Here is a 19,472-nt window from a genome sequence, read left to right on the forward strand (position 1 = left end):
CTATGGACCTGTTCGAAACCCTGGCCCGCCAGCCGCTGGCCTACCAATGCGTCGCCCTGTTGCTTGGCCTGATTGTGGGCAGCTTCATCAATGTGCTGGTGCATCGCCTGCCGATGATGCTCGAGCGCCAATGGCGCAGCGAGGCCCGCGAAGTGCTGGAGCTGCCCAGCCCGGCCGAACCGCGTTTCGACCTGATGCTGCCCCACTCCCACTGCCCGCACTGCCAGCACCGCATCCGCGCGTGGGAGAACATCCCGGTGCTGAGTTACCTGTGCCTGCGTGGGCGCTGTTCGGCCTGCAAGGCATCGATCAGCCCGCGTTACCCGCTGGTGGAGCTGGCCTGCGCAGGGCTTGGCCTGTTCGCGGCCTGGCATTTAGGCTTCAGCGCCAGCGCGGCGGCGTTCATGCTGTTGAGCTGGGGCTTGCTGGCAATGAGCCTGATCGATATCGAGCACCAGTTGCTGCCCGATGTGCTGGTGCTGCCGCTGCTGTGGCTGGGCCTGATACTCAATGCCTTCGAGGTGTTCGTGCCGCTGGACCAGGCGCTGTGGGGCGCCGTGGCCGGCTACCTGAGCCTGTGGACGGTGTACTGGCTGTTCAAGCTGGTCACCGGCAAGGAGGGCATGGGCTATGGCGATTTCAAGCTGCTGGCCATGCTCGGCGCCTGGGGCGGCTGGCAGATCCTGCCGCTGACGCTGCTGCTGGCCTCGCTGGTGGGCGCGCTGCTGGGCCTGGTGCTGCTGCGCCTGCGCAACCAGCAGGCAAGCACGCCGATTCCGTTTGGGCCCTATCTGGCCATTGCGGGCTGGATCGCGTTGCTCTGGGGTGGTCAAATGACCACTTCCTATCTGCAATTTGCCGGACTGCAATGACCACACCCGCCTTCACACCCTGGATTCTCGGCCTCACCGGTGGCATCGGCAGTGGCAAGAGCGCCGCGGCACAACGCTTCATCGAGCTGGGCGTGCACCTGGTGGATGCCGACCAGGCCGCACGCTGGGTGGTCGAGCCCGGGCGCCCGGCGCTGGCCAGCCTGGTGGAGCATTTCGGCCCCGGCGTGCTGCAAAGCGACGGGCAACTGGACCGCGCCGCCCTGCGCCAGCTGATCTTCAGCGACCCGGCGCAACGCCGCTGGGTGGAAGCCCTGCTGCACCCGCTGATCGGCCAGGAGATCTTCAGCTACCTGGCCAAGGCCGAGTCGCCCTATGCGGTGTTCGTTTCACCGCTGATGATCGAGTCGGGCCAGTATCAGCGCACCCAGCGCCTGCTGGTGATCGACGCGCCGCAGGCCTTGCAGATCGAACGCACACTGCAGCGCGACCAGACCAGCCCCGAACAGGTGCAGGCCATTCTCAAGGCGCAGACCAGCCGCGAAGAGCGCCTGCGCCATGCCCACGACGTGATCGTCAACGACCGCGACCTGGCCTGGCTGCATTCGGAGGTCGACCGCCTGCATCACTTTTACCTGACTTTGCGTGGAGGCCAAGCATGAGCCAACCCCTGACCGTAGACTGCCCGACCTGTGGCGCCCCTGTTGAATGGAGTGCCACAAATACCTACCGGCCGTTCTGCTCCGACCGCTGCAAGCTGATCGACCTGGGTGCCTGGGCCGCTGAAGAGCACAAGATTCCGGTGGCACCGGATGCCGAAGACGAGCTGTTCTCCGGCGACTTCAACCCGCGCGAACACTAGCCGCGCGGTTCATCGTCCTTCCACGGGGCCTGCAGGTAGCGGGTCCGGTTGAAGGTTTCCAGCCACTCGGGGCAGAACACCACCAGCGCACTGATTACCATGCCGTTGATGAAGGCCTCGGGGAAGATGATCAGCCACAGGTAGCCGATGAAGTCCGACAGCCATTCGGGCATCACGAAGATACCGTCCAGCCACAGCCAGCCAAGGCTGGCCAGCAGGCACAGCAAGGTCGCCAGCGCGGCGGCGAAAAACCCCGAACAGAAGATGTACACGAACAGGTTTTTAGGCTGTGCGCGCTCCACCAGTATGGCCACCCCCTCCGTCACCAGCACCGGCAGGCCAATCAGCAGCAGGCCGTTGACGCCCATCGCCGCCAGGTCCTGACGCCCCAGCGCCACCAGCCCCACCTGCGCCACCAGGCCACCGACGATTGCCAGCGGCCAGTCCAGCAGCAGGGTCACGGCGGTCATGCCGATGAAGTGGTACGACACGCCGGTGTCGAAGTCGCGGCGTACCAGCCACAACGCGAACAGTGCGAAGATGGTGCCGAACAGCAGGTGCTGGCGCCGCCGGTCGGTGAACAGCTCGACCCACGGCGCGCGCCACACCGCCCACAGCAGCAGCGGCACATAGCACAGCCAGCCCAGCAGCAGGCTTTGTTCCGATAACACTTGTGCGCCAATCACGGCTGTCTGCCCCTTGTGTGCATTGCGCCCGACGATGGCTCATTCTACACACCGTTCCACGGCCTGTTGCCGCCATCCACCGGGCCTGGAATGCAGCGTTGTCATGATTTGGGCGCTAAGCTTGTGCCCATGGATGACTCAGACTACCTGCGCCTGCTAACCATTCAGGCCGAACAAGCCAATGCGTTCCTGTCCAATGCCCGCAAATGGGAGCGCGAGCGTTGGGTATGCCAGCGCCTGCTGCAAGGCCTGAACATCCCTTACCGCAGCGAGGACTTCACCGCCGCCGGTCAGGAGCCACCCGACGTGCTGTTTCGCGATGCCGCCTTCGAGGTGTTCTTCGTGCTCGACGAAGGGCGCCGGCTCAACGACGAATGGCGCGAAGAGTTGCAGCGCAGGCGCAGCGCGTTCTCCCTCGCGCAGCTGGTAAGGCGCGAGGCCCGGCCGCGACGCATCAGTGCGCAGGAGCTGCTACAGCGCCTGGCGCCCACCCTGCGCAAGAAGTCGCACAACTACCGCGAACGCAACCTGGACCTGGGCGAACTGGACATCATTGCCTTCGCCAGCCTCAAGCGCGAAGTGCTCGACCTCAACAGCCACTTCCCGCCGCCCACCGAGTACCTGCGCCAGGGCTGGCGCTCGCTGTCGCTGGTGGGCCCGACCTTCGCCCGGGTGCTGTTCGCCCACCCCGATGCGCCGGATTTTCTGCGCGCCAACCTGGGGCGCAGCATCGTCTTCGATGTGGGGATCAGCCTGTGATCGCCGCCCCCTGCCAAAGCGGGATGGCATAAATGCGGCGCGGGTGATACAAAGCGCAATCATTCGCTGTCACGAGCGCTTCGATCCCCCAGGTAAGCCTTTGGCGACGGACTACAGTGAACACTGTAGCGTTCCCACAGTCACATGCGTCTACCTGAGGAGGCCTCCATGACCAGCCGCCTGAACCCCGAAGACCAGCGACGAGTCGATGAATACCTGCGTGCCCCCCAACACCAAGTCGAGCGCAAGCCTTTCAGGCCATGGCTGCTCCTTGCTCTGGTGGTGGGCGTGACGATCAGCCTTGGCCTGTTGAGCCGCCTCCTGAGCCACCTGGTGCTATGAGCTGCCTTGCGCTCGCCCAAACCGCCCGCCCTGCGCGGCCGGCCACTCAGGACCCAACCCAGAATTCCGCAAACCTTATGAGATATCCCCATGACTCACCGTATCGTGATTGTCGGCGGCGGCGCCGGCGGCCTGGAACTGGCGACCCGCCTGGGTAAGACCCTGGGCAAGCGCGGCACTGCCGCGATTACCCTGGTCGACGCCAACCTGACCCACATCTGGAAGCCGCTGCTGCACGAAGTGGCGGCCGGTTCGCTCAATTCCTCCGAAGACGAGCTCAACTACGTGGCCCAGGCCAAGTGGAACCACTTCCAGTTCCAGCTGGGGCGCATGAGCGGCCTGGAGCGTTCGAGCAAGCAGATCCAGCTGGCCGCCACCCTCGACGAGGACGGCCGCGAGCTGCTGCCGGCGCGCACCCTGGCGTATGACACGCTGGTGATCGCGGTAGGCAGCAACACCAACGACTTCGGCACCCTGGGTGCAGCGCAGCATTGCCTGTTCCTCGACACCCGCAAGCAGGCCGAGCGCTTCCACCAGCAGTTGCTCAACCACTACCTGCGCGCCCACGCCGGCGACCTTGCCAGCGAGAAGATCAGCGTGGCGATCGTGGGTGCCGGTGCCACCGGCGTGGAGCTGGCGGCCGAGCTGCGCCATGCCGCCCACGAACTGGCCGCCTATGGCCTGGACCGCATCCAGCCCAAGGACATGCAGATCACCCTGATCGAGGCCGGCCCACGGGTGTTACCGGCGCTGCCCGAGCGCATCAGCGTGCCGGTGCACAAAACCCTGGAAAAACTCGGCGTGACGGTGCTGACCAACGCGTCGGTCAGCGAGGTCACCGCAGACTCGCTCAAGACCGCCAACGGCGAGGTGATCCACGCCAGCCTCAAGGTGTGGGCGGCCGGTATCCGCGCCCCGGCGTTCCTCAAGGACATCGACGGGCTGGAAACCAACCGCATCAACCAACTGGTGGTGCGCCCTACCCTGCAGACCACCCTGGACGATGACATCTTCGCGTTCGGCGACTGCGCCGCCTGCCCGCAGCCGGGCAGCGACCGCAATGTGCCGCCGCGCGCCCAGGCCGCCCACCAGCAGGCCTCGCTGCTGGCCAAAGGGCTCAAGGCGCGCCTGGAGGGCAAGCCGTTGCCCACCTACGCGTACCGCGACTACGGCTCGCTGGTTTCGCTGTCGCGCTTCTCGGCAGTGGGCAACCTGATGGGCAACCTCACCGGCAGTGTGATGCTCGAAGGCTGGCTGGCGCGGATGTTCTATGTGTCGCTGTACCGCATGCACCAGATGGCGCTGTATGGCACCTTCCGCACGCTGATGCTGATGCTCGGCAGCCGTATCGGCCGCGGCACCGAACCCCGCCTCAAGCTGCACTGACGGCTACCCCCGTCCGCCCCGGCGCCCTGCCGGGGCCGGATGGGCGCCAGGCCACTGGCGATACTTATCTACCCTCCCCGAACTGCCCTGCTGGGCCAGGCTCGAGCTTCATCGACCTGGAGCATCGGCATGCCTACGCAACCCGTGAACGTCAACGCCAGCACCCTGGCACGCAAGGCCCGCGAATGGGTGGAGCACTTCCCCGACCTGCATGAGCTGGCCATCACCCAGGCTCGCGCCATCATCTTCAAGCATACCGGCCGCCAGCTCGACCCCGAGAAGGTCTGGTGGCACCGCTTCGACCGCGCCGTCAGCACCCCGGCGAGCTTTTCGGGGTGGGAGCACCGCGGCCCGCCGCTGCGTTCGCTGACCTTTGTGCAATTGATGCTGCAGCGCTTCGCCGCCAGCGATCAGGATGACCTGGACACCCTGCAGGTGATGGGCGGCTTCTACACCGATGGCGCCGAGCACAGCTGGTTCGACCAGCGCAATGAAGTCAGGATGCTGGCGGCGCCGGTTTCACGGGACTTCTGGGCCATCGACTTTGCAGCCACCTATACCCACGCCTTGCGTACCTTCTGGGACTCCCGCGGCGACGATTTCATCCTGCTGGCCAAGACCCACTTTCTGGCGCAGGTGGCCCGGCAGGCCGCCAGCGGCAGGCTGGGCCGCGAGGAGCTGCGCATGCTGCGCCACGGCCTCGGGGCACGCGTCAGCCAGCCGCTGACCCTGGACGGGCTGCTGATGCCGGCCCCCGCCCAGGCCGATACCCGTCTGTACAGCTTCGACATTGCCGGCCTGCGCGTGCCGCAGGCACTGCGCGTGGTCAACGGCCAGGGCCGCCAGGTGCTCTACCTGCCGGGCGGCAGCCCCAGCCTGCTGGCGTTCGCCAACCGCCAGGCGCTGTACGACTGGGTACGCGAACAGGCCGCGAGCCCCACGGGCCGTCAGCGTCTGCTGCGCCATCTGGGCGCGTTCGCCCCGTTGCAGCAAAGCGAGCAGGACAAGGCCAACCGCGCGCTGGATACTTTTGCCAGCGATGCGCAGGGCGCCCATATCGACCTGCTCAACCAGGCCGAGCAGCATATTCAGGGCGACGGCTTCCAGGCGCTGCGCAGCCTGGCGATCACGCAGATGTCGCAGCAGGCCCAGCGCCTGCTGATGAGCAATGCCCACCTCACCAGCCAGCTGTGGACCCGCTACCTGGGCGCCTTCATCGGCCTGGCCGGGGTTGCCGCCCCGGTCGCCTGGCCGCTGGCGCTGGTGGTGGTCGGTGCGGGGGTGGCCAACGTGATCCTCAACAGCATCGAGGCGGTCCATGCCGCCGATACCCAGCAGCGACGCCAGGCGATTATCAACGCCATTTCCAGTGCGATCACCGCCGCCTTCAGCCTGCCGTTCGTGTTCGCCGACGAAGCCCTGGCCGCCGAAGGCCCGCTGAACAGCCCGGTACCCCGGCCCGCGCCCATTGAAGTGCCGGACAGCGGCGAAAGCCTGGCGCTGATCCAGTTGCATCAGGACAACATCGTGCTGCAGGCGGGCGAGCGCTGGAACAGCCTGGGGCTGATCGAGCGTACCGATGTGCCGCGCGTGTATCTGGTGCACGCGCTGGCGCGAGGCGAAACCGGCTCGCCCGCAGGCTCGCTGGTACCACGCGAAACCCTGCGCTTCGACTTCAGTGCGCGCCTGCGGCCCGGCAAGGTGGTGCGCACCTTCGCCAGCGTGCCGGGTGCGCTGGAGTACGCCAAGGCCGAGCTGGATGGCCCGTTTGTGGTGTATGAAGTCGACAGCCAGGGGCTGGCCTGCGCGTCCCTGCGCCACAACCTGCAGTACAACTGGCGCTTCACCCTGAGTCGACAGGGGCTGGCGCCATCGTTCATGCAGGAGTGGGCAGAGGGCGCGCGCGCACTGGAGGACTTCGGCGACGGGGCCTGGCTGTTCGACGAGGTACACCTGCAACTGGAGGGTCTGGAGCCCTCGCGTAGCCGCTTGATGGCGATGAGCGAACTCGAGGCGCCACTGCCCTCGCTCAATGACGCTGGGGTCATCCACCAGGCGCCCACCCTACTGCAAGGGGTGAGGGTGCTCGAACCCTCGGCTGGCGAAATGCGCTGGCTCTACAGCATCGAGGCCGGTGGCACACGCCAATACGTACGCTATGACTTGTTCAGCGCTAGCTGGCGCACCGCGCAAGGCACCGCCTACCGCTACAACAGCGCCACCGGCGGTTTCGATCTGCTGACGGCACTGCCCACCGAACCCGAATCACCCAGCAGCATGCAGCAGGCGCTGGACACCCTGAACATTGCGGCGCGTATCCCCTTGGAAATCGAGATACCGGACGCCGAAGGCAGCCTGCCGCTACCGCGCAAGATTCACAGCATATGGCTCGGCGGCCCGTTGCCACGCAGGCTGGCCAGCCTGGTGCTGGACAATGCCCGGGTGGCCGCACGGGGCGCCAACCCGTTCGAATGCCACCTGTACCTGTCGATCGGCGACCCCCAGGCCTTGCGCGATACCTTGAAGTTGCTGGAACAGCGCCCGGCCAACCTCCACCTGCATACCCTGGAACAAACGCCGTTTTTCGAGCAGTTTCGCCAGAGCCCGTTCTACCCGCAGTACCGCAGCGCCAGCAGCGGCCCGGCCATCAACTACGCCAGCGCGGTCGATACCCTGCGCTATCAGTTGTTGCGCATGGAGGGCGGCTTGTACATGGATGTGGACGACTGGGTACATGGCCCCAGCGACACCCGTCGCGCCCTGGGCGATGTACAAATGAAGGTGAAGCCGGGCGAGCTGATGCTCAACGGGCTGGCAAGCCATCCACGCCTGGGGATGATCATCGAATTCAACAACAGCAACTTCGGCTCGCTGCCCGACAACCCGCTGCTCGATCGCATCAGCGAGGAAAGCCTGCAGCGTTACCTGCGCAACCGCGACCTGTTCCGCAGCCGCCCTTACGACTACAAGGACAGCCAGGCGACCATGGACGCCTATGCGCGTCGCATCAGCCACGTGAGTGGGCCGCAGATGTTCAATGCGGTGATCGATCGGGAGTTGCCTGCGTTTCGCCAGTACCGCGGCGTGGTGCGGTTGACCCGGGGCGAGCTGTATTTCGACGAGGCGCGGATGCGCGCGCTGCGCCTGCAGCAACGCCTGGCCACCCCGCACTACAGCCCCCTGCAGGATGTGCTGGGCATAGGCAGTACCGCCAGCTGGCTGCACACGCGCTAAACCCCGCGCAAACGAAAAAGGGCACCTTTTGCAAGGTGCCCTTTTTCTGAAGATGGTCGGGGTAAGGGGATTCGAACTCCTGACATCCTGCTCCCAAAGCAGGCGCGCTACCGGACTGCGCTATACCCCGGTAAAAAAAAGACACCGATTAAGGTGCCTTTTTTAATGGCTGGACGCTAATGGCGTACCAACCTTTTAAGATTCAAACCCAGCGAACCGGATTCAAAAATGGTGGGTCGTGTAGGATTCGAACCTACGACCAATTGGTTAAAAGCCAACTGCTCTACCAACTGAGCTAACGACCCAAATATGGTCGGGGTAAGGGGATTCGAACTCCTGACATCCTGCTCCCAAAGCAGGCGCGCTACCGGACTGCGCTATACCCCGGTTTGAAATTTGGCTCCGCGACCAGGACTCGAACCTGGGACCCAATGATTAACAGTCATTTGCTCTACCGACTGAGCTATCGCGGAACTATCAATTTCAAGTACAACTTGCTGCAATTTCGAAAACTGTATCGCTACCGCTTCGAACTCTTCGACCTTGTGCATCGCTGCGTTCATGTCTCTGAGGCGCGCTATTCTACAATCTTCAAAACCCTTGTCAACCCTTAATTTGCATTCAACACACTGATTTGCAACTTTTTTTCAGATTCCCACTTCTGCCGGAAACCTGCGGGGCGACATACAGCGGGGCGCACTTTACAAGCACTCGAAGCAAAATGCAAAGAAAAAAGGCCTCGAAAATCGAGGCCTTAGCGTAACCCGCCGAAAACTCAGGCAAAGACGATCTCTTCGCCCTCCAGCTTGGCGGTGATGCTGCTGCCGGGCATGAACTGACCCGACAGAATCAGTTGCGCCAGCGGGTTCTCGATCCAGCGCTGGATCGCCCGTTTCAGCGGCCGTGCGCCATACACCGGGTCGTAACCGACCGCGATCAGCTTGTCGAGGGCCTCGGGGCTCAGCTCCAGGCTCAGCTCGCGTTCGGCCAGACGGCTGCGCAGACGCGACAGCTGGATCTGGGTGATACCGGCGATCTGGTCGCGACCCAGAGGCTCGAACACCACCACTTCGTCGATACGGTTGACGAACTCGGGGCGGAAATGCGAACCCACCGCGTCCATCACCGCAGCGCGCTGCGCCTCGCGATCACCCACCAGTTCCTGGATCTGTGCCGACCCCAGGTTGGAGGTCATCACGATCACCGTGTTGCGAAAGTCCACGGTACGGCCATGACTGTCGGTCAGGCGACCGTCTTCAAGCACTTGCAGCAACACGTTGAACACGTCCGGGTGGGCCTTCTCGACCTCGTCCAGCAGCACTACCGCATAGGGTTTGCGCCGCACGGCTTCGGTCAGGTAGCCGCCCTCTTCGTAGCCCACGTAGCCTGGCGGTGCACCAATCAGCCGCGCCACGGAATGTTTCTCCATGAACTCGGACATGTCGATACGCACCATGGCCTCTTCGGTGTCGAACAGAAACTCGGCCAGCGCCTTGCACAGCTCGGTTTTACCCACACCGGTAGGGCCCAGGAACAGGAACGAACCACTTGGCCGGTTAGGGTCGGACAACCCGGCCCGCGAACGACGCACCGCGTTGGCCACGGCCACCACGGCCTCTTCCTGGCCGATCACGCGCTGGTGCAGCAGGCTTTCCATCTTCAGCAGCTTTTCGCGCTCGCCTTCGAGCATCTTGGATACCGGGATACCGGTCCACTTCGACACCACCTCGGCGATCTCTTCCTCGGTCACCTTGTTGCGCAGCAGCTGGTTTTCGGCCTTGCCGTGCTGGTCGACCATCTGCAGGCTGCGCTCAAGGTCCGGGATCACCCCGTACTGCAGCTCGGCCATGCGGCTCAGGTCGCCCTTGCGGCGGGCGGTTTCCAGCTCCTGACGGGACTGCTCGATCTTTTGCTGGATCTGCGCAGAGCCCTGCACTTCGGCTTTTTCCGAGGTCCAGATCTCTTCCAGGTCGGAGTACTCACGCTCCAGCCGCACGATCTCCTCGGTCAGCTTCTCGAGGCGCTTGAGGGCCGCCTCGTCGTCTTCCTTCTTCAGCGCCTGGGATTCCACCTTCAGTTGAATCAGACGACGCTCCAGACGGTCGAGCACCTCGGGCTTGGAGTCGATCTCCATGCGGATGCGGCTGGCCGCCTCGTCGATCAGGTCAATGGCCTTGTCGGGCAACTGACGATCGGTAATGTAGCGATGGCTGAGCTTGGCCGCGGCAATGATCGCGCCGTCGGTGATCGCCACCTTGTGGTGCACCTCGTAACGCTCCTTGAGGCCACGCAGGATGGCGATGGTGTCTTCCTCGCTCGGCTCCTCTACCAATACCTTCTGGAACCGACGCTCCAGCGCCGCATCCTTCTCGATGTACTGGCGGTACTCGTTCAGCGTGGTGGCACCGACGCAGTGCAGCTCGCCGCGCGCCAGCGCAGGCTTGAGCATGTTGCCGGCATCCATGGAGCCTTCGCCTTTACCGGCGCCGACCATGGTGTGCAGCTCGTCGATGAACAGGATGATCTGGCCTTCCTGCTTGGACAGCTCGTTGAGCAGGCCTTTGAGGCGCTCTTCGAACTCGCCGCGGAACTTGGCGCCGGCAATCAGCGCGCCCATGTCCAGCGACAGCAGGCGCTTGCCCTTCAGACCATCGGGCACTTCGCCATTGATGATGCGCTGGGCCAGGCCCTCGGCGATGGCAGTCTTACCCACGCCAGGCTCACCGATGAGCACCGGGTTGTTCTTGGTACGGCGTTGCAGCACCTGGATGGTGCGGCGGATCTCGTCGTCACGGCCGATCACCGGGTCGAGCTTGCCGTCTTCGGCACGCTTGGTCAGGTCGACGGTGTACTTGTCCAGGGCCTGGCGCGATTCCTCGGCGTTGGGGTCGTTCACCGCTTCGCCGCCGCGCAGGTTGCTGATGGCGTTTTCAAGCGCCTTCTTGCTCACGCCCTGGCCGAGCAGCAACTTGCCGAGCTTGCTGTTCTCGTCCATGGCCGCCAGCAGCACGAGCTCGCTGGAGATGAACTGGTCGCCCTTCTGCTGGGCCAGGCGGTCGGCCTGGTTGAGCAGGCGTGCCAGGTCCTGCGACATGTTGACGTCGCCGGTAGGGTTCTGGATTTTTGGCAACTGGTCGAGTTCTTTGCCCAGTTCCTTGCGCAGGCTGTTGACGTCGAAGCCCACCTGCATCAACAGGGGCTTGATCGAACCACCCTGCTGGTCGATCAGCGCCTGCAACAGGTGCGCAGGCTCGATCGCGGGGTGATCCATGCCAACCGCCAGGGACTGGGAGTCGGATAACGCCAGTTGCAGCTTGCTGGTCAAACGGTCTATTCGCATAACTTACCTTCCTTTAATGGGCAGGCCGGAGCGATGGACACACCTGATGAAGAAAAACCTGCCTGAGATACCCCTATAGATAAGGGTGATTGTGGAAGATTCAAGCGTAGCGGGCTTGATCCAGGTCAGCGAGGCGCCAGCCAGATCAGCGAAGCGAAGCGCCCGGTAACGGGGCTGCGACGGTAGGAATAGAAGCGTGGGTCGCTCACGGTGCACAGGCCGCCGCCATACACGGCAGTGATGCCACGGGCCGCCAGGCGAATGCGCGCCAGTGCATAGATGTCGGCCATGAACTTGCCGGGCTGCGCCCCCGCCACGAAGGCGCTGGCACTTTCCGGATGAACGGTCATGAAGGCTTCGCGCACTTCGCCGCCCACTTCGAACGCCTGGGGCCCGATGGCCGGGCCCAGCCATACCAGCACCTCGCTGGCCGGTACGCCCAGCGCATCGAGCGTGGCCTCCAGCACACCACCCACCAGCCCGCGCCAGCCGGCATGGGCAGCGCCCACGCGGGTGCCGGCACGGTCGCAGAACAGTACCGGCAGGCAGTCGGCGGTCATGGACGTGCAGGCGATGCCGGGGGTGCTGGTGCAGCTGGCGTCGGCTTCGGCAACCAGCGCCGGGTCGGCCTCGACCACATCGATGCCGTGCACCTGCTTGAGCCAGGCGGGCTGGATGGCGAACTGCGCGGTCAGGCGCCGACGGTTCTCGGCCACTGCGGCCTGGGCGTCACCGACGTGGTCGCCCAGGTTCAACGAATCGTAGGGCGCCAGGCTCACGCCGCCGCCCCGGGTGGTGACGCACGCCTTGACCCAGGCTGGCGCAGGCCAGTCGGGGGTCAGCAGGTGGTGCGTCAGCGGGCTCATCCGACGAAGGCCTCGCGGTCCTGCTTGAGCAGCGACAGCAGCCATACGAAGTCGTCCGGCAGGGACGACTCCCAGCCCATGCGCTCACCGGTCACCGGGTGATCCAGCTCCAGGAAGCGTGCGTGCAGGGCCTGGCGCGGGAAGGTCTTGAGCGCGTCGACCATGGTCACGCTGGCCGCCGGCGGGATGCGGAAGCGCCCGCCGTACACCGGGTCGCCGACCAACGGGAAGTTGACGTGGGCCATGTGCACGCGGATCTGGTGGGTACGCCCGGTTTCCAGCTTGACGCGCACGTGGGTGTGCGAGCGGAAGCGTTCGAGCACGCGGTAGTGGCTGACGGCCTGCTTGCCGCCCTCCATCACCGCCATGCGCTGGCGCTGCTGGCCGTGACGACCGATCGGGGCGTTGATCTTGCCGCCTGCGGTAACCACGCCGATCACGATGCATTCATAGATGCGGCTGACGCTGCGACTTTGCAACTGGGCTACCAGCTGGGTCTGCGCCTGAATGGTCTTGGCCACCACCATCAGACCGGTGGTGTCCTTGTCGAGGCGGTGCACGATGCCGGCGCGCGGCACGTTGATGATGTCCGGCACGTGGTGCAGCAGGGCATTGAGCAGGGTGCCGTCGGCATGACCGGCAGCCGGGTGCACCACAAGCCCGGCCGGCTTGTTGATGACCAGGATGTGCTCGTCTTCGTAGACGATGTCCAGTTCGATGTCCTGCGCCACCCACTCGCCCTGGGCTTCCTGCTCGGCGTCAAGCGCCAGCAGGGCGCCGCCATGGACGATGTCGCGCGGACGCACGACGTTGCCATCGACGGTCAGTAGGCCTTCTTTGATCCAGGCGGAAAGGCGCGAGCGCGAGTGCTCGGCAAACAGTTGGGCGGCGACTTGGTCGAGGCGTTGCCCGCCCAATTCGGACGGTACCTCTGCGCGAAGTTCAATTTTCTCGGACATGCTCGAATCAGGCGGAGGCACAGCCTTTGGTTTCAGCTGCACGCTTGTGGTTAAATACGGCGTCTTTTGCCCCGAGGGTTCCAACGGGGTGCTCATCATAACAGGACGGCCTCGCCCAAGACAGCAGCCGTCATAGGGACGCAAGCCGCCATGCAAGTGAAACACCTGCTGCTGATCGCCATCCTCGGACTCACCGCTGCTTGTTCTTCGAAGGAAGTCGTCGACGAAAACCTCAGCGAAACCGAGCTGTACCAGCAGGCGCAGGCCGACCTGGACAACCACAGCTATACCAGCGCCACCTCCAAGCTCAAGGCCCTGGAGTCGCGGTACCCGTTCGGCCGCTATGCCGACCAGGCGCAGCTGGAGCTGATCTACGCGAACTACAAGAACGCCGAGCCCGAGGCTGCCAAGTCGGCTGCCGAGCGCTTCATCCGCCTGCATCCGCAGCATCCGAACGTCGACTACGCCTATTACCTCAAGGGCCTGACCTCGTTCGACCAGGACCGCGGCCTGCTGGCGCGCTTCCTGCCGCTGGACATGACCAAGCGTGACCCGGGCGCAGCGCGTGACTCGTACAACGAGTTCGCCCAGCTCACCAGCCGCTTCCCCAACAGCCGCTACGCGCCGGACGCCAAGCAGCGCATGATCTACCTGCGCAACCTGCTGGCCTCCTACGAGATCCACGTGGCCGACTACTACCTGACCCGTCAGGCGTATGTTGCCGCCGCCAACCGTGGCCGCTACGTGGTGGAAAACTTCCAGGAAACCCCATCGGTCGGTGACGGCCTGGCGGTGATGACCGAAGCCTATATGCGTCTGCACCTGGACGAACTGGCAGCCACCAGCCTGGAAACCCTGAAACTCAACTACCCCGATCACCCGAGCCTGAAAGACGGCCAGTTCGTGCCGCAGCAGGACGAGGCGGACAACCGCTCGTGGCTGTCCAAGGCCACCCTGGGCCTGATCTCCAGCGCGCCGCCGCTGCCGCCAGGCCAGACCCGCGCCAACCAGGACGTGCAGAAGCAGTATCAGGACGCCAAAGACGCGATCCCGCAGGAACTGCTGCCCAAGGACGAAAATGGCGACGTGATCGAAGAAGAAAACCACGAAGCCGAAGGCAACAACGAAGACCGTTCGTGGTTCAGCTACATGACCTTTGGCGTATTCGACTGACACGCCATACGGTGAATGAAAAAGGGAGGCCCGATGGCCTCCCTTTTTTGTTGCCAGGCCCTAAACTGGGGGCTCTTCATTCGACAAAGCTGGACACCATGGTTCGCCTAATTCTCTGGATTGCCCTGATTGCTGCTGCGTTCTGGTTGTGGCGCAAGTTCAAGGCCGGCATTGCTGCCGATACTCGCCCTACCCTCGATGACCCGCTGAAGATGGTGCGCTGCGCCCATTGCGGCGTGCACCTGCCCACCGACCGTGCCTTGCACCGGGGCCAGCTGTGGTATTGCAGCCCGGCGCATCTGGAGCAGGGGCCCAACGATACCCGCCAGGGCTGAGGGCCCCTTCGCCGGCCAGGCCGGTTTCCACATGCCTGCTGTTACAGCAGGCGCGGCCCCGGCGCGTACGGCGCCGGGTCGATGATCGGCGCACGCCCCAGCAGCAGGTCGGCGAACAACCGGCAGGACGCCGGCGCCAGCACCAGCCCGTTGCGGTAATGCCCGCAGTTCAACCACAAGCCTTCATGCCCGGGCACCTGGCCGATGTACGGCACACCTTCCGGTGAGCCAGGCCGCAACCCAGCCCAATGCCCGACCGGCGTGGCATCGGCCAGCGCCGGCAGCAATTCGATGGCCGAGGCCTTCAGGCTCGCCAGCGCCGCTTCGGTGGGCGTCTTGTCATAGCCTGCATGCTCCAGTGTGCTGCCGACCAGAATGTGCCCGTCACGCCGTGGGATCGCGTAGCGCCCCTTGGCCAGCACCATGCTCGGCAGGAAATCCTCCGCACACTTGAACAGGATCATCTGCCCTTTCACCGGCTCCACCGGCAGCTCCAGGCCCAGCGGGCGCAGCAGGTCGCCACTCCAGGCCCCCGCCGTAAGCACCACCTGGTCGGCGCGGATCGGGCCATCGACGGTTTCAACGCCGCAAATACGCTCGCCCTCGCGGCTGAACCCGGTGATTTCACAATGCTCGCGAAGGGTCACGTTCGGCAGGGCCTGCAACGCCGCCTTGAGCGACTTGACCAGGCGCGGGTTGCGCACGTTCGCCACACCCGCCATGTAGATGGCCCGCTCGAAGCCCGGCCCCAGCACGGGCACCGCCGCATAGGCGCGGGCCACATCCACTGCGCTCAACGGGCGCCCCTCGCGGGCCGCCCAGGCCAGCGCCTCGGCTTCATCGTCCAGGTCCAGCCAGTACAGGCCGGTGGTATGCACCTCGGGGTCTACACCGGTGCTGGCGAACAGACGCTCGCCCAGCTGCGGATAGAAGTCCTGCGACCAATGCGCCAGCGCAGTAACCGCCGGGCTGTAGCGCCACGGGTACAACGGCGACACGATCCCGCCCCCGGCCCAGGAAGACTCCTGGCCGAGCGCGCCCTTGTCGCACACCACCACCTGCTCGACATCGGCCGCCAGGTTGAACGCAGTCAGCAGGCCGATCACCCCACCGCCGACAATCACTACTTGCTTGGTCATCTATTGGTCCAGTACCCGTATGAAAGACGTCAGTTACCCCAGCACCCCCCGTCCGCCTCGTTACTGGCGCCGGGGTTGCCGCGCACACCCTGCTGATCGAGCTCGAAGTCGCCACAGGCGTCGCCGGCCATCAGCCCGCCAGCGTGACGCCGGGCCAGCAGGCTGAAACCCTCGGCCTCGCGGCTGGCGTGCAGGCTGTAATGGCCTGTGCCGGGGGGCAACGGGGTGATCACGGCATCGGTATCGGCATACTGGCCCGTGCGGGCGCGATGGCGCTCCAGGTGCTGCGCACTGTCGAACAGCAGCCCCACGACCTCGCTGCGTGCGGCTCTTTTCACCGTGTCGCGGTAGCTGGGGTAGGCAATGCCCGCCAGAATGCCGACCACGGCGACGACAATCAACAGTTCGATCAGGCTCAGGCCCTGATGAGTTCGCGGCATGTTGTGCGCCCCTAGTGGATCTGCCGCCACAAGATACGTTGCGCCGGCCATTCAGCCGACACCACTGGCTGCGCCAGCACGCTCTCCAGCACCACCCGCGCCTGCTGCTGACGCCCCACGGCAGTCACCCGAAGCAGCTGCACCTCAAGGCCGTCGGGCAGCCGCGCGGGGCGCGAGCTGCGGCCCAGGTTCTGTACCAGGAAGAAGCCAGGCCCTTGCGCCTGCCAGCCCAGCCCGGAGCTTGGCCCCGCCCCGCCCTGCACACCGGCGGCGCGTACCCTGGGTGCCTCCGGCGGCGGCAGGCAGTACACGCACGGGCCCGGAGGCTCAAGCCCCGCCAGCACACGGGCCTCGGCGAGCCGCAACGTGGCTTCCGCCGCTTCGAACGCCTGCAATGCCATCACCAGGTTGCCGGCCATGCGTGCCTGCAAGGCGGCACTGTGCAGCACCGAAACACCCAGCAGGCCGCACAGCAGCATCAGCACCAGGCACACCAGCAGCGCCATGCCCCGTTGCAGCTTCATGGCAGGCGGTTACGCACGGCGGCGACCATCTGATAGGTTTGCGCGCGCACCCGTTCAGCGGGGTCGTCCAGGGTCAGGCGCAGGCGGATGCTGCGAATGCGCGAAGGGTCGGGCACCGCCGTCATCCAGGCCAGCTCACCGCCCTCGCCCGCCACGCCCAGGTCAACCTGCAGCTGGCTGACATGTTCGATCAGCACCGCGTGGCTGCCCCCACTGGTGAGCAGCAGTTGCCCGTCCACCAGGCGGTACACCTGCTGACGAACCGGCAAGGCGAACTGGTGTGGCCCGGGCAAGCGCTCGCCTGCCTGCACCTGGGCGGTGCTCAGGCAGTCGGTGAGCAGCGTCCAGTTGGGCGGGCCACCGGCCTCCCCACCCTGCACGCCAACCAGGCTCAGGCTGCGCAGGGTGCCGTCAGGCTCGAGGCTGACACTGATCGGCAGGGCAAATGCCGCGGCAATGGCAGGGTCGGCAAAGCTGATCGCCTCGCGCCGCAGGCAGCCGAATGCACCGGCCATGCGGATGTCACGGGCCATGCGCTGCAGCGCAAAGCGCGCATCCTCCTGCAACTGCGCAAGTGCGCCCTGCGCCTGCCAACCCTGCAGCGCACCGATGAACAGGCGACTGCCGGCCAGCACCAGCAGCACGCCCAGGCTCAACGCCAGCAGCGCCTCGACCAGGCCGAAACCGGTGTCGCGCCTCATGGTCCCACCTGCCCCTGCACAGCAAGGCCACCGCCCTGCCAGTGCAGGTCGAGTGCGAGCCCATTGCCCGCCTGGCGCACCTGTGCCTGCGCGGACGCGCCGGCCACCTTTACCAGCTCGCGCTGCAAGGCGCTGGCCTCCCCCGCCCTCAGCCCGCCCGCAGCGCGCGCGCCTTCGAGCAGGGCCTGGGCCAGGTACAGCGCCTGGGTGGTACGCAGCGCGCCGTCGGTGCCGTGCAACGCCCGCCCTTGCAGCGCAGCCGCCGCCATTACCCCCAGTGACAGCACCAGCAGCGCCATCATCACTTCGATCAGGGTCATGCCCTGCTGCAGCCTCCTGGCCATGTGCGCCTCCTGCGAAATTTCCCCATGTGATTGCCTACCCGGCCGACTGGACGCCCAACCGAGCGGCACTGAATCTACAGAGAAGCACTTCCAGGGAGGGATGCACGATGGGGCAACAGGGCGTAACACTGATACAAATGATGTATGCGCTGGGGCTGATCGCGGCGCTGACGCAGTTAGGGCTGCCGGCCTACAGCGCCATGAGCGTGAGCCTACAGCGCGAGGCCAGCGCGCAGAACCTTGCCCAGGCCTTGCGCAGCGCCCGCAGCGAAGCCCTGCTGCGCAATCAGCGAGTCAGCCTGACGGCCCTTGAGAGCGACTGGAGCAAGGGATGGCGAATGAGCGCCGACGATGAAGGCTTGCTGCACGAGTACCGTGCCAGCGGGAAGGTTCGGGTGGTGGGCAATCAGCCGCTGGCGCGGCAGGTGCATTTCAGCGGGCTGGGGGTACCGCTGCAGGCGGGCGGTGCGTTCCAGGCCGGGACCCTGCACGTGTGCGAAAGTCCCGGAACCCGGAGCCTGCATCAGGTGGTGCTGTCACGCACCGGGCGGGTCAGCCTGCGCCAGCTCGCCACCGATCAGCCGCTGTGCGCGGCCGCCGGGTCAGATCAGTGAACGCACCCGCAGCTCCTTGGGCATCGAGAACGTTACATTCTCTTCGCGACCATCGAGCTCGTCGGCACCTGTGGCGCCCCACTCCTGCAACTGCGCGATCACGCCACGCACCAGCACTTCGGGGGCGGAGGCGCCGGCGGTGATGCCGATACGCTCCACACCGTCGAACCAGCTGCGCTGCATGTCTTCTGCACCGTCGATCAGGTAGGCCGGGGTGGCCATGCGCTCGGCCAGCTCACGCAGGCGGTTGGAGTTTGAGCTGTTCGGGCTGCCCACCACCAGTACCACGTCGCACTCGTCAGCCAGTTGCTTGACCGCATCCTGGCGGTTCTGGGTGGCGTAGCAGATGTCGTCCTTGCGCGGCCCGCCAATGCTGGGGAAGCGCGTGCGCAGCGCATCGATGACGCGGCTGGTGTCGTCCATCGACAGGGTGGTCTGGGTCACGAAGGCCAGGCGTTCGGGGTCACGAACCTGCAGGTTGGCGACATCCTCTTCGTCTTCGACCAGGTAGATCGAACCGCCGTTGCTGGCGTCGTACTGGCCCATGGTGCCTTCGACCTCGGGGTGCCCTTCGTGGCCGATCAGGATGCATTCCTTGCCATCGCGACTGTACTTGGCCACCTCGATGTGCACCTTGGTCACCAGCGGGCAGGTCGCGTCGAAGACCTTGAGGCCGCGCCCCGCCGCCTCCTGGCGCACGGCCTGGGAAACGCCGTGAGCACTGAAGATGACGATGACGTCATTGGGCACCTGGTCGAGCTCTTCGACGAAGATCGCCCCACGCGCGCGCAGGTCTTCGACCACGAACTTGTTGTGCACCACTTCGTGACGCACATAGATCGGCGGGCCGAACACCTCGAGGGCGCGATTGACGATTTCGATCGCCCGGTCCACGCCGGCGCAGAAGCCGCGTGGGTTGGCGAGTTTGATCTGCATGG

The 19,472-nt window shown here is 65.2% G+C and carries 20 protein-coding genes and 4 tRNA genes; 10 read left to right on the plus strand and 14 right to left on the minus strand.

All coding sequences use genetic code 11. The features are described from left to right. Positions 1-2: 2 nt before the first annotated feature. The 3 genes from QMX96_RS15055 to yacG are packed head-to-tail and all read left to right on the plus strand — an operon-like array spanning position 3 to position 1,692. Positions 3-872 carry an A24 family peptidase gene (locus QMX96_RS15055; RefSeq protein ID WP_282361992.1) on the plus strand — a complete coding sequence of 290 codons (870 nt, stop codon included), beginning with the start codon at positions 3-5 and terminating at the stop codon, positions 870-872. Next, a complete protein-coding gene (coaE, locus tag QMX96_RS15060) occupies positions 869-1,492 on the plus strand; it encodes a dephospho-CoA kinase (protein WP_078479476.1) in 624 nt (207 codons plus the stop codon). The genes QMX96_RS15055 and coaE overlap by 4 nt, the downstream gene beginning before the upstream one ends. Beyond that, positions 1,489-1,692 (plus strand): DNA gyrase inhibitor YacG, encoded by a 204-nt coding sequence (gene yacG / locus QMX96_RS15065; protein WP_043860325.1) that lies wholly within the window; start codon positions 1,489-1,491, stop codon positions 1,690-1,692. Before coaE ends, yacG begins: the two co-directional genes overlap by 4 nt. On the opposite strand, the gene QMX96_RS15070 is transcribed toward yacG, so the two are convergent. After that, positions 1,689-2,378: an energy-coupling factor ABC transporter permease gene (locus tag QMX96_RS15070; protein ID WP_043860324.1), complete on the minus strand. Its 690-nt coding sequence runs from the start codon at positions 2,376-2,378 to the stop codon at positions 1,689-1,691. The two genes, yacG and QMX96_RS15070, sit on opposite strands and share 4 nt — an antisense overlap. Before the next feature lie 129 nt (positions 2,379-2,507). Here QMX96_RS15070 and QMX96_RS15075 point away from each other — a divergent pair, with 129 nt between their 5' ends. The 4 genes from QMX96_RS15075 (at position 2,508) to QMX96_RS15090 (ending at position 8,099) form a co-directional block, all read left to right on the plus strand. After that, positions 2,508-3,137, plus strand: coding sequence for a DUF1780 domain-containing protein (locus tag QMX96_RS15075; protein ID WP_043860323.1), 630 nt, complete (start codon positions 2,508-2,510; stop codon positions 3,135-3,137). A gap of 168 nt (positions 3,138-3,305) precedes the next feature. After that, on the plus strand, positions 3,306-3,479 hold the full coding sequence (locus QMX96_RS15080) for a DUF3094 family protein (RefSeq protein ID WP_043860322.1): 174 nt from the start codon (positions 3,306-3,308) through the stop codon (positions 3,477-3,479). A gap of 90 nt (positions 3,480-3,569) precedes the next feature. Continuing rightward, positions 3,570-4,865 carry an NAD(P)/FAD-dependent oxidoreductase gene (locus tag QMX96_RS15085; protein ID WP_282361994.1) on the plus strand — a complete coding sequence of 432 codons (1,296 nt, stop codon included), beginning with the start codon at positions 3,570-3,572 and terminating at the stop codon, positions 4,863-4,865. Between the two features lie 129 nt (positions 4,866-4,994). Beyond that, on the plus strand, positions 4,995-8,099 hold the full coding sequence (locus QMX96_RS15090; protein ID WP_282361995.1) for a DUF6543 domain-containing protein: 3,105 nt from the start codon (positions 4,995-4,997) through the stop codon (positions 8,097-8,099). A gap of 53 nt (positions 8,100-8,152) precedes the next feature. On the opposite strand, the gene QMX96_RS15095 is transcribed toward QMX96_RS15090, so the two are convergent. The 7 genes from QMX96_RS15095 to rluD form a co-directional block, all read right to left on the minus strand. Further along, positions 8,153-8,229 (minus strand) — tRNA-Pro (locus QMX96_RS15095). A 99-nt stretch (positions 8,230-8,328) separates the two neighbouring features. Further along, positions 8,329-8,404, minus strand: a tRNA-Lys gene (locus QMX96_RS15100). A gap of 5 nt (positions 8,405-8,409) precedes the next feature. Beyond that, positions 8,410-8,486: transfer RNA gene (locus tag QMX96_RS15105), tRNA-Pro, on the minus strand. A gap of 10 nt (positions 8,487-8,496) precedes the next feature. Then, a tRNA-Asn gene (locus QMX96_RS15110) sits at positions 8,497-8,572 on the minus strand. Between the two features lie 302 nt (positions 8,573-8,874). Then, entirely contained in the window at positions 8,875-11,439 is a 2,565-nt protein-coding gene (clpB, locus tag QMX96_RS15115; protein WP_043860320.1) for an ATP-dependent chaperone ClpB, read from the minus strand. Between the two features lie 125 nt (positions 11,440-11,564). Next, positions 11,565-12,305, minus strand: a complete 741-nt coding sequence (gene pgeF / locus QMX96_RS15120) for a peptidoglycan editing factor PgeF (RefSeq protein ID WP_278929353.1) — start codon at positions 12,303-12,305, stop codon at positions 11,565-11,567. Next, positions 12,302-13,264: a 23S rRNA pseudouridine(1911/1915/1917) synthase RluD gene (gene rluD / locus QMX96_RS15125; protein ID WP_043860318.1), complete on the minus strand. Its 963-nt coding sequence runs from the start codon at positions 13,262-13,264 to the stop codon at positions 12,302-12,304. Before rluD ends, pgeF begins: the two co-directional genes overlap by 4 nt. Positions 13,265-13,414: 150 nt before the next feature. Between rluD and QMX96_RS15130 the strand changes: the two genes are divergently transcribed. Then, positions 13,415-14,437 (plus strand): outer membrane protein assembly factor BamD, encoded by a 1,023-nt coding sequence (locus QMX96_RS15130; protein WP_043860317.1) that lies wholly within the window; start codon positions 13,415-13,417, stop codon positions 14,435-14,437. A gap of 98 nt (positions 14,438-14,535) precedes the next feature. Further along, entirely contained in the window at positions 14,536-14,772 is a 237-nt protein-coding gene (locus QMX96_RS15135; protein ID WP_254996768.1) for a PP0621 family protein, read from the plus strand. A 41-nt stretch (positions 14,773-14,813) separates the two neighbouring features. On the opposite strand, the gene thiO is transcribed toward QMX96_RS15135, so the two are convergent. The 5 genes from thiO to QMX96_RS15160 are packed head-to-tail and all read right to left on the minus strand — an operon-like array spanning position 14,814 to position 17,920. After that, positions 14,814-15,911: a glycine oxidase ThiO gene (thiO, locus tag QMX96_RS15140; RefSeq protein WP_100633437.1), complete on the minus strand. Its 1,098-nt coding sequence runs from the start codon at positions 15,909-15,911 to the stop codon at positions 14,814-14,816. Between the two features lie 29 nt (positions 15,912-15,940). After that, the gene (locus QMX96_RS15145) at positions 15,941-16,351 is read right to left on the minus strand and encodes a type IV pilin protein (protein ID WP_043860314.1); all 411 of its coding nucleotides are present in this window, start codon (positions 16,349-16,351) and stop codon (positions 15,941-15,943) included. Positions 16,352-16,362: 11 nt separating this feature from the next. Beyond that, positions 16,363-16,875: a PilX N-terminal domain-containing pilus assembly protein gene (locus tag QMX96_RS15150; RefSeq protein WP_043860313.1), complete on the minus strand. Its 513-nt coding sequence runs from the start codon at positions 16,873-16,875 to the stop codon at positions 16,363-16,365. Next, complete coding sequence (locus QMX96_RS15155) at positions 16,872-17,576, minus strand: hypothetical protein (protein WP_282361997.1); 705 nt, start codon at positions 17,574-17,576, stop codon at positions 16,872-16,874. Before QMX96_RS15155 ends, QMX96_RS15150 begins: the two co-directional genes overlap by 4 nt. Next, the gene (locus QMX96_RS15160) at positions 17,573-17,920 is read right to left on the minus strand and encodes a prepilin-type N-terminal cleavage/methylation domain-containing protein (protein WP_196932536.1); all 348 of its coding nucleotides are present in this window, start codon (positions 17,918-17,920) and stop codon (positions 17,573-17,575) included. Before QMX96_RS15160 ends, QMX96_RS15155 begins: the two co-directional genes overlap by 4 nt. A 137-nt stretch (positions 17,921-18,057) precedes the next feature. On the opposite strand from QMX96_RS15160, the gene QMX96_RS15165 reads away from it, so the two are divergent. Beyond that, positions 18,058-18,534 carry a GspH/FimT family protein gene (locus QMX96_RS15165; protein ID WP_282361999.1) on the plus strand — a complete coding sequence of 159 codons (477 nt, stop codon included), beginning with the start codon at positions 18,058-18,060 and terminating at the stop codon, positions 18,532-18,534. Here QMX96_RS15165 and ispH read toward each other — a convergent pair. Beyond that, a complete protein-coding gene (gene ispH, locus QMX96_RS15170) occupies positions 18,523-19,470 on the minus strand; it encodes a 4-hydroxy-3-methylbut-2-enyl diphosphate reductase (RefSeq protein WP_043860310.1) in 948 nt (315 codons plus the stop codon). The genes QMX96_RS15165 and ispH overlap by 12 nt on opposite strands. Positions 19,471-19,472: the final 2 nt, after the last annotated feature.

It is taken from the genome of Pseudomonas sp. PS01300, from assembly GCF_029960155.1.
In the GTDB taxonomy this organism is placed as follows: Bacteria; Pseudomonadota; Gammaproteobacteria; order Pseudomonadales; family Pseudomonadaceae; genus Aquipseudomonas; species Aquipseudomonas palmensis.